General features: G+C 62.3%; 13 protein-coding genes. 7 read left to right on the plus strand and 6 right to left on the minus strand.

The window, feature by feature from the left end; genetic code table 11:
* Window positions 1–1,398: a glycosyltransferase family 4 protein gene (locus ASD37_RS31120; RefSeq protein ID WP_162253298.1), complete on the minus strand. Its 1,398-nt coding sequence runs from the start codon at window positions 1,396–1,398 to the stop codon at window positions 1–3.
* A 611-nt stretch (window positions 1,399–2,009) separates the two neighbouring features.
* Between ASD37_RS31120 and ASD37_RS21470 the strand changes: the two genes are divergently transcribed.
* From ASD37_RS21470 to ASD37_RS21485, 4 genes are all read left to right on the plus strand, one after another.
* Entirely contained in the window at window positions 2,010–3,032 is a 1,023-nt protein-coding gene (locus ASD37_RS21470) for an NAD-dependent epimerase/dehydratase family protein (protein WP_056557466.1), read from the plus strand.
* Window positions 3,033–3,132: 100 nt separating this feature from the next.
* Window positions 3,133–4,770, plus strand: a complete 1,638-nt coding sequence (locus tag ASD37_RS21475) for an acyl-CoA carboxylase subunit beta (RefSeq protein WP_056556186.1) — start codon at window positions 3,133–3,135, stop codon at window positions 4,768–4,770.
* A 32-nt stretch (window positions 4,771–4,802) separates the two neighbouring features.
* Entirely contained in the window at window positions 4,803–5,084 is a 282-nt protein-coding gene (locus tag ASD37_RS21480; RefSeq protein WP_056556189.1) for an acyl-CoA carboxylase subunit epsilon, read from the plus strand.
* Window positions 5,084–5,737 carry a nucleoside triphosphate pyrophosphatase gene (locus ASD37_RS21485; RefSeq protein ID WP_082570322.1) on the plus strand — a complete coding sequence of 218 codons (654 nt, stop codon included), beginning with the start codon at window positions 5,084–5,086 and terminating at the stop codon, window positions 5,735–5,737. The genes ASD37_RS21480 and ASD37_RS21485 overlap by 1 nt, the downstream gene beginning before the upstream one ends.
* A 57-nt stretch (window positions 5,738–5,794) precedes the next feature.
* Here ASD37_RS21485 and ASD37_RS21490 read toward each other — a convergent pair whose 3' ends face one another.
* The gene (locus tag ASD37_RS21490; protein ID WP_200959958.1) at window positions 5,795–6,565 is read right to left on the minus strand and encodes an FkbM family methyltransferase; all 771 of its coding nucleotides are present in this window, start codon (window positions 6,563–6,565) and stop codon (window positions 5,795–5,797) included.
* A gap of 164 nt (window positions 6,566–6,729) precedes the next feature.
* Window positions 6,730–7,887, minus strand: a complete 1,158-nt coding sequence (locus ASD37_RS21495; protein ID WP_056556192.1) for a glycosyltransferase — start codon at window positions 7,885–7,887, stop codon at window positions 6,730–6,732.
* 215 nt (window positions 7,888–8,102) lie between these two features.
* Between ASD37_RS21495 and ASD37_RS21500 the strand changes: the two genes are divergently transcribed.
* On the plus strand, window positions 8,103–8,948 hold the full coding sequence (locus tag ASD37_RS21500; RefSeq protein WP_082570369.1) for a glycoside hydrolase family 16 protein: 846 nt from the start codon (window positions 8,103–8,105) through the stop codon (window positions 8,946–8,948).
* A gap of 34 nt (window positions 8,949–8,982) precedes the next feature.
* Here ASD37_RS21500 and ASD37_RS32755 read toward each other — a convergent pair whose 3' ends face one another.
* Window positions 8,983–9,750, minus strand: coding sequence for an SGNH/GDSL hydrolase family protein (locus ASD37_RS32755; RefSeq protein WP_370073084.1), 768 nt, complete (start codon window positions 9,748–9,750; stop codon window positions 8,983–8,985).
* A gap of 366 nt (window positions 9,751–10,116) precedes the next feature.
* Between ASD37_RS32755 and ASD37_RS21510 the strand changes: the two genes are divergently transcribed.
* Both ASD37_RS21510 and ASD37_RS21515 read left to right on the plus strand, forming a co-directional pair.
* Window positions 10,117–11,472 carry a polysaccharide biosynthesis tyrosine autokinase gene (locus ASD37_RS21510; protein WP_056556201.1) on the plus strand — a complete coding sequence of 452 codons (1,356 nt, stop codon included), beginning with the start codon at window positions 10,117–10,119 and terminating at the stop codon, window positions 11,470–11,472.
* 288 nt (window positions 11,473–11,760) lie between these two features.
* Window positions 11,761–12,927 carry a hypothetical protein gene (locus ASD37_RS21515; protein WP_156721013.1) on the plus strand — a complete coding sequence of 389 codons (1,167 nt, stop codon included), beginning with the start codon at window positions 11,761–11,763 and terminating at the stop codon, window positions 12,925–12,927.
* Between the two features lie 43 nt (window positions 12,928–12,970).
* Here the strand turns inward: ASD37_RS21515 and ASD37_RS21520 are convergent, their stop codons facing one another.
* Together ASD37_RS21520 and ASD37_RS21525 are read right to left on the minus strand one after the other, a co-directional pair.
* Window positions 12,971–14,026, minus strand: a complete 1,056-nt coding sequence (locus ASD37_RS21520) for an O-antigen ligase (RefSeq protein ID WP_162253299.1) — start codon at window positions 14,024–14,026, stop codon at window positions 12,971–12,973.
* A gap of 401 nt (window positions 14,027–14,427) precedes the next feature.
* Window positions 14,428–14,877, minus strand: coding sequence for a hypothetical protein (locus ASD37_RS21525; protein WP_156721015.1), 450 nt, complete (start codon window positions 14,875–14,877; stop codon window positions 14,428–14,430).
* Between the last annotated feature and the right edge of the window lie 91 nt (window positions 14,878–14,968).

The following is a 14,968-nucleotide window of genomic DNA, read 5'->3' on the forward strand; positions in this document are numbered from 1 at the left end:
TCAAGAAGCGCAAGACCGCCCGCCCAGTATGAATCGGGTGAACCGCCCAGAGCGGCGTGCCAGAGAAATACTCTGGCTGAAGACCGTGTCGAAACGGTCACCGACGTTCACGATGTCAAAGTTGCGCTCGGCATAGTTGCGTGCGTCGATTCCCATCCTTTGCCGTCTCGACGGATCCGAGAGGAGGTCGCCGAGAGCGGCCGTCGCGGATTCAAGATCGCCCGGCGCGACGACCAATCCGGCTCCCGCAGCTGCAATCGTGTCCGACACCGCGTTCTCCTCGGGCAACAGCGCCAAGATCGAGCGGCCGGCGCACAGGTAATTCAGCACCTTCGACGGAACGGAGTATCGACTCGCATCTCGCTCCAGCAGTACGAGCAGAACGTCGGCAGTGGCCAGCACGTCCGGTAACTGCTCGTAGGGCTGATAGTCGACTAGCGTGAGGTTGGAGATGCCGCCGGCTCTTTCCTCGAGCCACTCGCGTCCCTTGCCTTGCGACACCACGAGCACTCGAGTCTCCGAGGGCAGGCTTCTGGCGAGGTCGGCGATGGCGGCGGGGTCGTGCTTCCACCCGAGTGTCCCGGCGTACATCACCACTGGAACGTCGGTCAGCTGGTGCGCCCTTGCCCAAGCGTTGTCCTTGTGCCGCAGTGGCATTTCGTCGATAGCCGCCCAGTTCGGAATGACGTGAATGGCGCGGCTGTGCACGCCCCAACCGTCGAGCTCGTCGACGAACGCGCCGCTTATCGGCACGACCGCAGCGGCGCTGCGCGCGACGTGCCGCTCGCAACGAGCCGCCAGCCAACCGATGACGCCGCCAATGCGCCCAAGCCTTCTGCGCGCGATTGCGTCGATCGCCTCGCTGTAAACGTCCTGCTGCCAAAAGACGTAGCCGACGCCACACATTCCGAGAGCCGTCGACATCATCAGCAGCGACAAGAGCGGCACATTTGACAGCACTACGAGATCGGGACTGTGCCCCAACAACGCACGAGTCGCCTTCACTCCATATTGGATTTCTTGGCAAACCCGCACGATTGGCGAGTAGCGCCGGAACTGGCTCCGTAGGTGGATCGGGAGGATGGTGAACGATTCGGGATCGCCTGCACGGCGCTGGGTTGCGCCTTGACCGGTGACGAACGAACCGCAGAACTGATGTTGCACGTGGTGCCCGCGACGCGCCAGTTCGCGACTGAGACGGATTTGACCTGGATGACCTGAATAGTCGTGCACGACCAGTCTCATACCGGACCTCCGCAACCAATCGTGCTGCGGGCCACCACCCGCATTGGTGGCTCGGCCCAGCTCAAGCGGGCACCAAACTAGCGAGACCGAGCGCTCCGCAAACGATATGCCTCGGTAACCCGATGCGTAACGAAAACAATGTTCACCGCCCAAAATCGTTGTCCTGACGGCTGATCCCGTGGCGTGGCCAATGGGCAGGCATCCGCCCCGTGCCAAGCAGAGCGCTCGTCGACGAACGGCCCTCGGCTTGCGCCCCGTCATCGACCACCCTGCGGGGCGTCTACGCCGACACGGTCGTCGCAGGCTTGACGGCGAATCTTTCGGCACAGCGCAACGGGTAGCCACCGACGACCGACCGGGACGATGCGGTGTAGCGTCGAGCTTCAATCAGCAAACACATTTCAGTATCGGCCATGTCCGCCGGCGGGGCCCACCCCTAGCGCCGATGACGCCATGAGCTAATTAATAAGTTGAACTTCATCTGGGTTCGACCACGCCAAACCACCCTTCAGCTTCCTCCCAGTGAATGTTCGAGCCAGGCATAAATACGCAACAAGCTCGTGTTACGCCGAGATTGCGCCGCCCGTCGCGGCCCTCGGGGTTCCCGTGGTCGAACTCGCGACCACTGACTGAAATCATGAGACAGCGAAGAACTCCATCAATAGACGTCTGAAGCATTCGCGCCGTTTCGGACTATTCGTACGAGATGTTCGCTAACGTCTGACGTACTCAGTCACCCAGACCCCGTGAGCGGAGTACCAGCCATGAATCACCATGTCGAAACAAGTAGTGACCTCGCTAGAGGTTCCGTCTTGGTCGCCGGGGCGGGGGGCTTCATCGGAGGCCATCTCGCGAAAACCCTTTGCAGCCAAGGGTTCAGCGTTCGGGGAGCCGACATTAAGCCCCTAAACGAGTGGCATCAAATTCCCAAGGGCCTCGACGCCAGACAGTTGGACCTGTCACGACTGGACCATTGCCGGGAAGCGGTCCGCGGCGTGGAAACCGTCTACATGCTGGCGGCAGACATGGGTGGCATGGGCTTCATCGAGTCGCACAAGGCCGACTGCATGTTGTCGGTGCTCATCAGCACCCACATGCTGCTGGCCTCACGTGACGCGGACGTAAGCCGCTACTTCTACTCCAGTTCGGCGTGCGTCTACGCGGCGGACAGGCAGACCAGTGCCGACGTCATCGCGTTGAAGGAGTCCGACGCCTACCCAGCGATGCCAGAAGACGGCTACGGCTGGGAGAAACTGTTCAGTGAACGCATGTGTCTGCACTTCCTCGCGGACTTCGGGCTGCAGACCCGAATTGCAAGGTTTCACAACGTCTACGGTCCCCGCGGAACGTATCGCGGCGGCCGGGAGAAGGCCCCTGCCGCGCTGTGCCGCAAGGTGGCCGAGGCCGCGCTCAGCGGCAGGCAAGAGATCGACATATGGGGTGACGGCGAACAAACCCGGAGCTTCATGTACGTCGACGATTGTGTCGAAGGCACGCTCAGGTTTGCGGCGTCGGACAACGCCCAGCCCGTCAACCTAGGGAGCTCAGAGCTGGTGACCATCAATCAGATGGTCGACATCATCGAGGACTTCGCCGGAATCAAGGTGAAGCGGCACTACTTGTTGGACGCTCCGCTCGGTGTCCGCGGTCGAAATAGCGACAACACCCTCGTCCGACAGCTTTACGGATGGGAACCGTCGACCCGACTCGCCGATGGCTTGGCCCGCACGTACAGCTGGATCTTCGACGAACTCTCTGGCCGAGCCGCGATGACAGTTGCCATCTGACGAGGCGCTGCTCAGCGCTCGCGGGTAGGGGCGACGCGCGACCGACGTCTTTAAGACCTGTTTAAGAGAAGTCGTGTTGGTGCCGCTACCATCAAGCACCATGACGAGCGTTACGGATCCTTCTGCCCCGGCCGCCTCACCCGAGATCGACATTCACACCTCCGCAGGCAAGCTTGCCGACCTCCGCAAGCGCACCGAGGAGACGCTGCATCCGGTGGGCGAGGCGGCCGTCGACAAGGTACACGCCAAGGGCAAGCTGACCGCTCGCGAACGCATCCACGCCCTGATGGACGAGGGCACCTTCGTCGAACTCGATGCGCTGGCCAAGCACCGCAGCACCAACTTCGGGCTCGCGGAGAACCGGCCCGTCGGCGACGGCGTCGTGACCGGCTACGGCACCATCGACGGCCGCGACGTCTGCATCTTCAGCCAGGACGCCTCAGTCTTCGGCGGCAGCCTCGGCGAGGTCTACGGCGAGAAGATCGTCAAGGTTCAGGAGTTGGCCCTCAAGACCGGTCGTCCCCTGATCGGCATCAACGACGGCGCGGGCGCCCGCATCCAAGAGGGCGTCGTTTCACTTGGCTTGTACAGCAAGATCTTTCGCAACAACATCCTGGCCTCGGGCGTCATCCCGCAGATCTCGCTGATCATGGGCGCCGCGGCAGGCGGGCACGTCTACTCCCCCGCGCTGACCGACTTCGTGATCATGGTCGACCAGACCAGCCAGATGTTCATCACCGGGCCCGACGTCATCAAGACGGTCACCGGTGAAGAAGTGACCATGGAAGAGCTGGGCGGTGCCCACACGCACATGGCCAAGTCGGGTACGGCGCACTACGTCGCCTCCGGGGAGCAGGACGCCTTCGACTACGTCCGCGACCTGCTCAGCTACCTGCCCCCCAACAGCGCCTCCGAGCCGCCGCGCTACCCGGCGCCGCCGCACCCCGGAGCCATCGAGGACAACCTCACCGACGAGGACCTCGAACTCGACACCCTCATCCCCGACTCGCCCAACCAGCCGTACGACATGCACGAGGTCATCACGCGCATCCTCGACGACGACGAGTTCCTCGAGGTGCAGGCCGGCTACGCGGGCAACATCGTCGTCGGATTCGGTCGGGTCGACGGTCGCACCGTCGGCATCGTGGCCAACCAGCCCACCGTGTTCGCCGGTTGCCTCGACATCAACGCGTCCGAGAAGGCCGCCCGGTTCATTCGCACCTGCGACTGCTTCAACATCCCGATCATCATGTTGGTCGACGTCCCGGGCTTCCTGCCCGGCACCGACCAGGAGTTCAACGGCATCATCCGGCGCGGCGCGAAGCTGCTGTACGCCTACGGCGAGGCCACCGTCGCGAAGATCACCGTCATCACCCGCAAGGCCTATGGCGGCGCGTACTGCGTGATGGGTTCCAAGGACATGGGCTGTGACGTCAACGTCGCATGGCCGACGGCGCAGATCGCCGTGATGGGCGCCTCGGGCGCCGTCGGGTTCGTCTACCGGTCTCAGCTCAAGGAGGCGGCCAAGGAGGGCAAGGACGTCGACTCCCTGCGCCTGGAGCTGCAGCAGGATTACGAGGACACCCTCGTCAACCCGTACGTGGCCGCCGAGCGGGGCTACGTCGACGCGGTCATCCCTCCGTCGCACACCCGCGGCTACATCTCTGCCGCGTTGCGGCTGCTGGAACGCAAGATCGTGCAGTTGCCGCCCAAGAAGCATGGCAACATCCCGCTCTGATCCGCTCTCCTTCCCCAACGAACGGACCACTCGTGTCACAAGACGTGGACATCACCGAGGTCTCCGACCCCGACGACCTGACCATCGACGCCCCGGTCGTGACGTCGGTGCCCGAGATCAAGATCCTCAAGGGCAATCCCACCGACGAAGACCTGGCCGCACTGGTGACGGTGCTGGCGGGCAGCGGCGGCGGTGCAGCGGCGCCGGGCCCACAGGAACTGAACCGGTGGGGACTTCCGGTCGACCAGCTGCGCTACTCGCTGATCAGCTGGCAGCGGATCACGCAGGTGGAACGCGCCCACTTGCGGCGCTAGTGGGGAGTTCGACGCGGGTCGTCCTGGCATCCGCATCTCCCGGCCGACGGAAGATACTGCGTGGCGCAGGGATCGATCCCGTCGTGCTGGTCTCCGGGGTGGACGAAGACGCCTTGCTGGCTGCCCTTCCCGACGACGCCGGCCCCGGCGACGCGACGACGGCCCTGGCGACCGCCAAGGCAGAGGCCGTCGCTCACGTCCTCGACGCCGAGTTGAGTGCGGATTGTGTTGTCATCGGGTGTGATTCGATGCTCTACCGCGACGGCCGGCTCTGGGGTAAACCGGCCAGCGCGGCCGCCGCGGTTCAGGGCTGGCGCGCGATGGCCGGTCGAACGGGCGAGTTGTTCACCGGCCACTGCGTCCTTCGCGTCAGCGGCAACCGAATTCAGCACACTGCGGCAGCGCACGCCGTGACCACCGTCCGGTTCGGTCGTCCGTCGGCGTCCGACCTCGAGGCATACGCACGCACTGGAGAACCCACCGCAGTAGCGGGCGGATTCACCCTCGACGGCCTCGGCGGCTGGTTCGTCGACGGCGTCGACGGCGACCCGTCTGCGGTCATCGGGCTCGGACTTCCCCTCACCAGAGGCTTGTTCGAACGCGTGGGCATCTCCGTCTCCGAACTCTGGCTCGCCAACCCCGTAGCAGGCTGATCGACCTACGCGACGTGAACGACGGCGGTCTTCAACTGGACGGGACCGGTCGAGACGTCAAGATCCCACGTCGACGGAGAGCGGTGGAATCGGCTCTGCGAGACTGCGCTCGAAGAGGAAGTCGGCTTGGACGGCACGCCCGTTGACGTCGTAGGACGCGTTGTACACCCCCGTCAGGACGTAGTTTCGCCGGGCGAGCCAGTCGACGACGGCGGCAGCCGGATCTTGGCCCGCGTACAGCTCGAGAAACGAACACTCGCAATAGATTGCGAAGAACGTCGGCAATAGCGGTTCGCATCCGCGAAGCACATTCAACTCGTATCCCTGAACGTCGATCTTGAGTAGAGCAGGGCCGACGATTGCGTCCTTGCTCAAGAAGTCCGTCAACGGAGCTACCCGCACGCGGGTCGTCCCAACTTCTTTCGTTCCAGGGAAGACTTCGTCCTGAAGTGCGGTGATTGCCAAAAGGGATGACGAGTCGTCTCTCTTGGAAAGATGCATGGTGGCGCTCTCCGCCGTGGGGCCGATGGCCGCCACGTGCAGAGTGACGAGACGGTCGTTCGCGAACACCCTTCGGAACTTCGCCGCAGGCCCCTCGAGGGGTTCGAAGGAAATCACCGTTGCGGTTGGCCACCGACGACGTGCGGCAAGGGCAAACTGTCCTCGGTTGGCGCCGACGTCGACGACAGTTCGACAATCGATCGAATTCAGTACCGATCCGTGCTCGACGCCTGCCGGCGTTCCGCGGATGAGTGCCCGAATCCACGGACCGTGCCCTGATCCAAGTATTACGAGCAACTTCCTGAGTCGTTGCACCTCAACCGTCACGATCTGTCGCGTAGTCGATGATTTCCACCCGTCACGGAGTCAAATCCCACCCACCAGTCGCGTTCGCCGCCACCAACATGGAAACCAATCGCGATCTGCTGACACGGGAAGTTACACCTCGTGTCCCTGTCTGGGACGATAACGACTGACGTCGAATTCGGGGCTCAGGACGCGATCGCGTGCGAGAGCATCGTGACGAACTTGGCCGCCGACCGGTCCTCGTCGAATACGTCGGCAAAACATGATCGGGCCCGAACCCGCATGTCGTCCCGTTCCACTGGCCCCAACGCCAACCATCTCCGCAATAGCGAAGTGGCGCCGTCCACGGTGTCGCGGTCGACGAAACCTGCTCCGGCATCGTCTATTTCGCGCCAGATGTTGACCCTGTCGGTAATCAGGACCGGCAGCCCGCACGCGAGAGCCTCGGGAATGACGACACCGAAGTTCTCTGAGTGGGACGTCAACGCAAAGACGTCTGCGGCGCGATACGCGCCCCACTTCGCCGCGCCGTTGAGCATCCCGGTCCAGACGACGCGGTCGGAGATTCCGAGTTCCTCGCCGAGCGCCTCCAATTCCACGCGTGTCTCCGCTTCGTCGGGCCCTGCCATTACCAAGCGAAGATCTGGACTGTGGCTGCATACAGCTGCGAACGCCCGAATGAGGAGGTCGCAACCCTTCTTGGGGTGAATTCTGCTCAAGAAGAGCACGAACTGCTTGCCCTCCAATTCGGGGAACGCAGCGAGGAACGCAGCGCATTGCAGCGCCGAGTCGTCCGGCGGCTCGTGTACGCCGAGGTCGACGATTGACTCGACGGCGCGATACGGCGAGAACGACGTGCGTGCGAGTTGTCGCTCCTCTTCGCGGGTGAACAACACCGAGCGCGCGTCTCGCAGTACGCGATGTTCGATTAGGCGCCAATACACCGACTTCTTGACGTGCTTGGCGGGATATCGCCTTTCGAACCACGGGTCGAGAGCGCCGTGCACGAAGACGAAGAACGGCACGTTGGCGGCGCGACAGGCGCTCCGCACGGCTTTACTGTGATACTGCCAAATGCCATGCACCACAACCGCGTCATAGTCGCCTGCATGAGTTCGAAGCCACCTCCGAAGCTTCTTCGAATAGCCGTACCGTCCGGTCCCGGTACCGAGGGCGAACGTGCGACCGGGCACGTCGGACAGCCATTCCGCGTCAGATGGATCTGACACGGCGATGTCGACCGCGTGCCCGAACTTGCTCAAACCAACGGTTATTTGGTTCAGCACCACCGGCGGGCCGCCGTAGGCAGGATTGAGCGTGCCGGTCACTTGCAGCACTCGCATTCGGTCAGAGTAGCGAGATTCCTCGAACTGGCTGCAGGTCTCGAAAACTAGGACGACGACGGCCGTGCATCGTGTTCCCCACGACGGCAAGGACGTTCGAGCAGGTCGTCATGCACCCGCGAGTGAATGAGATTGTTCGTTTGCTGGTCGACGGTCATACCTCGCTGATAGTCTGCGAACGAGGCTTGGCTCCCGGAGATGCGAGGACGCGAAGGATGCGGACGAAATCCCGAACCGCCAGGTCCGCGCTTCTGCGAGGCGTCTGTCCGGTCTTTCTGACCATAGCGCTCACCATCAACACGATTCCCGCCCGGGTGTCGAACCCAGTGCGACTCTCGGCTACGTCCGGTGCGGTTTTCGACGACTTCCTCGGGCCCGCAGGGTCTGCGCCGAACGCTCAATTTTGGGACGCTGCACCAGGACCCACGGCCGGTATCGGCGCCCTCGAAAACAATACGGTGTCGCCGTCCAACGTCCGCCTTGACGGGCAGGGACACCTCGTCATCGAAGCTCAGGCCACCCCGACCGGATATACCTCCGGGCGAATCGTCACCTTTGGCAAGGTGGACATGCTTTACGGCCGGGTAGAGGCACGTATCAAATTACCCTCGACCTTTGCGATTTGGCCGGCATTCTGGATGCTGGGTACCAATTTCTTCGAAGTGTCGTGGCCTCAATGCGGCGAAATCGACATCGTCGACATGGTTTCCGATGAATCGCATTTCTACGCGGGGATACATGGCCCGGTGTCCCCGCCGGAGCCTAGCGGCTACGTATTGACGACAGCGAAGCGGTCATCCGACGACATGCCGTTGACTGACGGCTTTCATACCTACTGGGCAAATTGGCGTCCGGATTTCATCCAATTAGGTGTCGACGACACTCCATTGGCCGAATACACGCCGGCTTCCTTACCACCGGGCGCCCAATGGGTATTCAACGAGCCGATGTTCGCAATCCTGAACATAGCGGTCGGTAACGCCTACATCGGAACGCCAGACGCGCGGACCACGTTTCCCGCGACCATGCTCGTCGACTGGTTCCGGTACACCCCGCTGTGAACAGCGCCGCCGTACGCGACTACGGCCGGCCAGCTTAGCCAGTCGGTCCGCAACTGGCAGTGAGCCCGGCCTGCTCGAGATCACTCTTGAGCCGCCGAGCGAACTCGACATAGCCGTCGGAGTTTGGCACGACGCCAAAGAACAGTGACTCGTCGCTGAGCCACTGCTCAGCCACTGGATCGACGTACAGCACACCATTTTGCTGCGCCGCTGCGGCGATGGCGCCGGACACTCGCCCGTATTCACCGGACTCCGCCCGACGCGGAACTACGAGTGGCCCGATGGCCACGATCGTCGCGTTCGCGTTCTTGCCACGCAAGGCCTTGAAAGTCGCGTCGGAGGCGGCGGTTATCTCCTCCGAGGTCGCGAGGAAGTCGTTGGCACCGCCTTCGACCAAGATGTAGTCCGCGTCGTCGACGTCGAATGCGTCCAATCGCAACGGATATGCGGTTACGCCAGGCCGAAGCGCAGCAACGAAGCCAGTCCCGGGTTCCATCGACGTGGTCGCAAGCCGCCAGCACATTTGCTCGCTCAGTCGAAGCACCCATCCCCGGGCCCACCCCGCTCCGTCGCCGAGAGCGTAATCGTCGCCGACGACAGCGAACGTCTTCCCTGGGGGTGAACCCGGTTCCAAAACAACCGACGGCGCCCGATTGTCCTCCAGGGAAATCGCCTCGGGGGCTGGCGCGCTTATCCGATCGCGAATGGCAATCACCCATACCAAACCGCCAACCAGGGCAAGTGCACCGATGGCCAAGACCACCTTGGCCACGAAGTTTACGCCGCGCCGCGCCTCTGCCATCGCGTTTCCCCTTTGCGATTCGCGAAAAACTTGACACCGCGCGCAACGATACAACCAAGTGAAATCAATGTTCGTGAAGTTGAACGAGCCGGATATTTCCCGATCCGCGCGTGGACTTACACAACGTTGGCCGCCGGCACGCGCGTGACCCGCCTCGTTCTCTCACATCGACTTTCACGCCGAAGGATTTCTAACGCATTCGCCGTCGATCTGGCGTCCAAGTGTGAAATGCTGCTACGCGCTACACCGCGACTGAGAGCGCGTGACGGCCCACCCATCATGGGTTGACGCGCAATGTGTTCCGGTGCGCTGCATCGAAGCGTTTGACTACTTGGTCAAACGTCGGCGACAGGGGGTCGTGCACGCATGGCGAGCAAGTCGAGGCGTCCCGCGCCGCGCTCCATCTTTGCCGTGCTTACGAAGGCCTGGATGCTGATCGTGGGTACGGCAATCGTTTTCGGACTCGTCGCCTTGGCTGCGTCACTCGTCCAGAAGCCCGTATACGCCGCCACGACCACGCTGTATCTGACCTCCGGCGGCACCGTCGCCTCGTCGGCCTACGACTCGGTGACCTCCTCCACCGAGCGCGTCGGAAGCTACGCCCAGCTCATCTACACACAGGCCGTGTTGATGCCGGCAGCCGACGCCGTCGGTTTGAACTTGTCGTTGGACGAAGCCCGTAAAAGGGTCAGCGTCGACGTGAACCCTCAGGTAGTCCTGATGACCATCACCGTCGAGGATACGAATCCGGCGTTGGCGCAACGCTTTGCAGATGCACTTGCCCAGTCGATGCAGTCTGCCGTTTCCAAGCTCGAGGTGCCGGGCGCCGCCAGCGAGCCGCTGGTGAAGATCCGCCAGGTTACGAAGGCAACCGTCGGCCCCTCGCCGGTTGCCCCGACCACCCTGATCAACGTTTCCGTAGCAGTCGCCGTCGGGCTGATCATCGGCTGCTTGTTGGCCGTCTGGCGAGAGTCGAGGAACGACAAGGTACGCGATGAGGTCGACGCGGAGGCAGCCCTGGAGACGCGACTGCTGGCCGTAGTCGGCCCCGGGAATCGCTCAAAAGAGGGGTATCGCACCATTCGTACCCGCTTATTGGCGCAGGATCCGCCAATTCGCGTATTGCTGGTGACAGGGGCCCGTACGTCGGAGAGCACCTCTACGGTGACGATGAACGTCGGCAAGCTTCTCGCCAGGGCCGGCAATTCCGTTGTCATCGTCGATGCGAATCTGAACGACTCGAACATCACGAAGTGGGCTGGATCAGAAGGTTCCCCGGGTCTCATAGACGCCCTTCGCGGCAGGCCGTTGGGAGAGACGTTGACGCAAGGCGTCGACGGCGTCAAAACGCTGACGATACTGGGGTCGGGCGCGAAATCAACGGGTCACCCAGCCGACTACTTCTCATCCGAGGCGTTCCGGCGAATTTTGCGAATGCTGTCCGACCAATTTGATTATGTGGTCGTCGACTCGACGCCTCTCTTGGAGGATTTCGGCACCGAGAGCATTCTCCCGACCGTTGACGGCATCGCCATCGTGTGCGGCCCAGCGCTTTCGACGCTGAGCGATCTCGTCGAGTGCCGAACGCGAACACGTAACGTCGGTGCGAACATTCTGGGTCTGGTCTTCTTCGACTACCGAGACGATCCGGTAAATCGGCATCGACCAGTTAAGGCGATCGCCGAGAATTCAATGGCAGGTTCGCACCCGGCGGCATCGTGAAACGTCACGTTTGGCAATCAGATAGCAGCTGATGAACATCCGTCACCGCATCGGGGTCAAGTGACCGACAGCGATCCGCGTGTTCGGACGCCCGGCGAAACTCCGCGACGCGTTGCTCTTCTCACCACCGTCGACCAGCTCCTTTCGAGTGTGAGCAATGCCTTGCTCCTCTTCACCGTTGCCCAGACGGCGTCACTGTCGGAGTTTGGAATCACTGCTTTGCTGGTCGCCGTCAGTGCAGGATGGATGGCCTTCAATCGCGGCGCCTTAGGCGCGCCCGTTCTCCTCGTGAGCAACCTGGCGATAGACGAGATCCGCGCCGAGGCGGGCTACGCGATGACTTGGGCAGCGGGTTCTGGGGCAGTTGCCGGAGCCACCGTCGGCGTCGTGGGGATCATCGCCGGCGAGCCACAGGTTGCGGTGGTGTTCGCAGCTGCAATTCCGGCTGTCCTCGTTCAGGACGTCTTGCGTTTCGCGGCCATCGCATGCGAAAAGCCCTTCATTGCAGTGCTTTCCGACGGACTGTGGACCATCCTCATAGGTGCCGCATTTCTCGCGAACATCGGCGGAGCGAGTATTCCGGCATCGTATGCGGTCGCACTGTGGGGAACGAGTGGGCTGTTGGCGGCACTGGTGCTTGCATGTGCCGTCGGAATTCGGCCGAGATTCTTCCGAATCCGAGCGTGGTGGGGTACCTACGCCAGGGCCCGACTCCATTACGGGGCTGGAGATGCTCTTTCTCCCGTGTACACACTCGCCGTACTGTTCGCCGTGACCTTGATTCTCGACTCCTCCGTAGCCGGCACGCTTCGGGGAGCCGCCGCATTGTTTGGCCCCATTGCCCTACTGTTCTCGGCGTTGCCACTCGTCTTGGTGCCACATGCCCGCCGAGAGATGACAACGGCCCAACGCCAGTGGCAAATCCTCGTCAAGATGTCCTGGATCTCCTCCGGCCTGATCGCGGTCGCAACTGCCGCCGCAGTCGCCGTTCCGCATACATGGGGCACCGCAATCATGGGAAGCACATGGGTTTCGGCCGTCGCGGTGATGCCCTACGAGGGTCTGGCTGGGGTGGCGGCCATTTGGATGGCGAGCGTGTACGTCTTCTTGAAGATGCAGGGCGAAAGTCGGGCCGCCTTCTGGACACGGCTAGTCCAGGTCATCGCTCAGCTCGCCGGTTGCATCGTGGCCGCGTTCGTCTTCGGCACCGCCATCGCCATCGCGGCCTCGAGCGCCGTCTTGTGTTGCGGTGTCGTCGCAGCGAGTGTGGTCGTCGCGAGGCGGGTCGCTGCGAGTAGCCCAGCCACAGTCTCCGGCTTGGACGGGGCGAATAGCGGGGTCCGGTCGGACCCAAGACACGAGGACGTCGCGACGCCTGCCATGGCGAACCGTGCGCTGCGGCCATGGCCGGAGATCGACGTTCTCCAAACCAGAACGACTGGTTCCCGACCGTAGATCTCGAATCCTGAACGACCAGTGGATGCCCGGCTACGTCCGCTCACGACGAAGCGTTGCGCGCACTCCCGATGACGAAGGCAGGGGCGTGCTCGCGGTGGCTTTCGACGATCGGCGGGCCGTTTCGCCTCCCTGGCAGATGGATCCAACTCAGCGCCGCGATCGAACCGACCGCGTAATACAGGTACCTGTCGGCGATCGCATTCTCCACTAGACCAAGGACAAGCCATGTTCCCAACGAGATCATCAGAAAGCGCGCGTAGATCAGGCCCTGACTCGACAATTGCCACGAGTCGTGGAGTATCAACAGAAAGTAGACGAGCATCGCCATCGCGAGTACCAGACCACCTGATGCCAGAAATTGGAGGTAGATGTTGTGCGCCTCGACGAGGTGGCGAATGCCGGAACCAAAGACTGGGTGCGCCTGCCAGTCCGCTATCGCAGCTCGAAACAATCGAAGTCGCTCTGAATCGCTTCCGGCCGCATCAGACGAGCCAGAAAATGCTCGGAACAGCCTCTGTCGTACTTGCGTGGGAAGGGCTAGCAATGCGACCACGCCACCCACGATCATTCCGATTATGGCAATTGAGCGAATGCGGCCAACAGATCTGCCCTTGGGAATGCAGAACACAGAGGCGAGAGCACACAGCGGCGTCACCGCCTGAGCGCCCCGCGATCCGGAAGCCAAGATGCCCCCGAACAACAAAACTAGCGATACGGCGGGTATCCACTTCCGCTGCATCGTCGCCAGGAAGTACACGGCGACCGGAACGGAGATGGCAACTGTGATGCCAAGGGTGTTGGGGTGGTCGGTGAGCCCGTTCATCCGAACGCCTCCCCCGGCGTTGAAGCATGTGTACGTGCAAATCTGAGTGGACTCACCCAGGAAGCGCCCGATGTGGGGTGTCAGGCCGATCAGGTCACCGATCGCGACAGCACTTGAAACCGTAGTCCCCACCACGAAAGCACCCATCGTCCATACCGGGGCTCTGCGATCGATTGCCGAACACGCCACGATGGCAGTCGGAACGAACAGAATCGCAAAGAACCAGAACAACGCCTTGGTGATGTCGTCCGGATAATATCCGTAGATTTGCATGCGTAGCACCCTCACGTACGCCGGCGAGGGATCCAGGTGGCGTACGAGAACGCAGGTTGCGATTGCCACGCAGGGAAACAACGGCCATACGGGGATTGAGAACCGCAGGTCACCGAACACCACCATCAGGGCGATCACGCCGAGTGACAGCACGATCAGTACGTCTGCGGGAGCACCTCCGCTGGGCAACTTGACGCCGGTCCACGGGGCCGTAAGCGCAGCAAGCAGGACTAGCCCAATCACTATCTTGCCGACGGCGTTGGGGAAGTAAATGGAGGTTGGCGCGACTCCCGCGTGTTGCGGTACGGGCGTGGGGGCCGTCATCTCAAACGGGCCCAACATCACGGTGACAGTCAGCGAAGATCGCCTCTATCGGTGAACTCTCGGCAGGCACTGCAGACTCATTGGCCAGCAGAGCATAGTGGACCGTGGGCGTCGCAAAAGTCCTTGCACGCCTTCACCATTGCGTCCGATATCGCACAGTTCGCCGGATCAGCGTTGATGTAATCGGCCTTGGCCTGGTTGTCCTTGGCCTCCCGGCCCGCCGGGCTGGCCGCAGAATTGCCCGACTGAGTGGCGGAGGCAACCGTCGCGTTGCAATTGAGGAAGAGCATTACGTTGTTCTTCTGATCTCGCTGAGAGCGGGTGACGATGCACTCGTCCCTCGGAAGTCGGTCGCCGACCACTCCCGCCACGACGACGTTGGCCTTCAACTGCCCGATGACTTCGACTGCCCTGGCATAGGTGACGCCCGCAAACGTATCGGCGGCCGCGACGCCGCTACCAAAGGCCACGAAGAAAATTGACAGCGCGCCCAGCGCCACGATGAATCGATGGACGAACTCTTTCACGTGGAACCACCCCCGATTGGCTCCGAGCACATGGAACCAAATCAAAAATACGCCACCGCCCAGCTACCCGGACGGAATTGCTGGAAAAGTA

Source organism: Mycobacterium sp. Root135, from assembly GCF_001426545.1.
Classification (GTDB): Bacteria; Actinomycetota; Actinomycetes; order Mycobacteriales; family Mycobacteriaceae; genus Mycobacterium.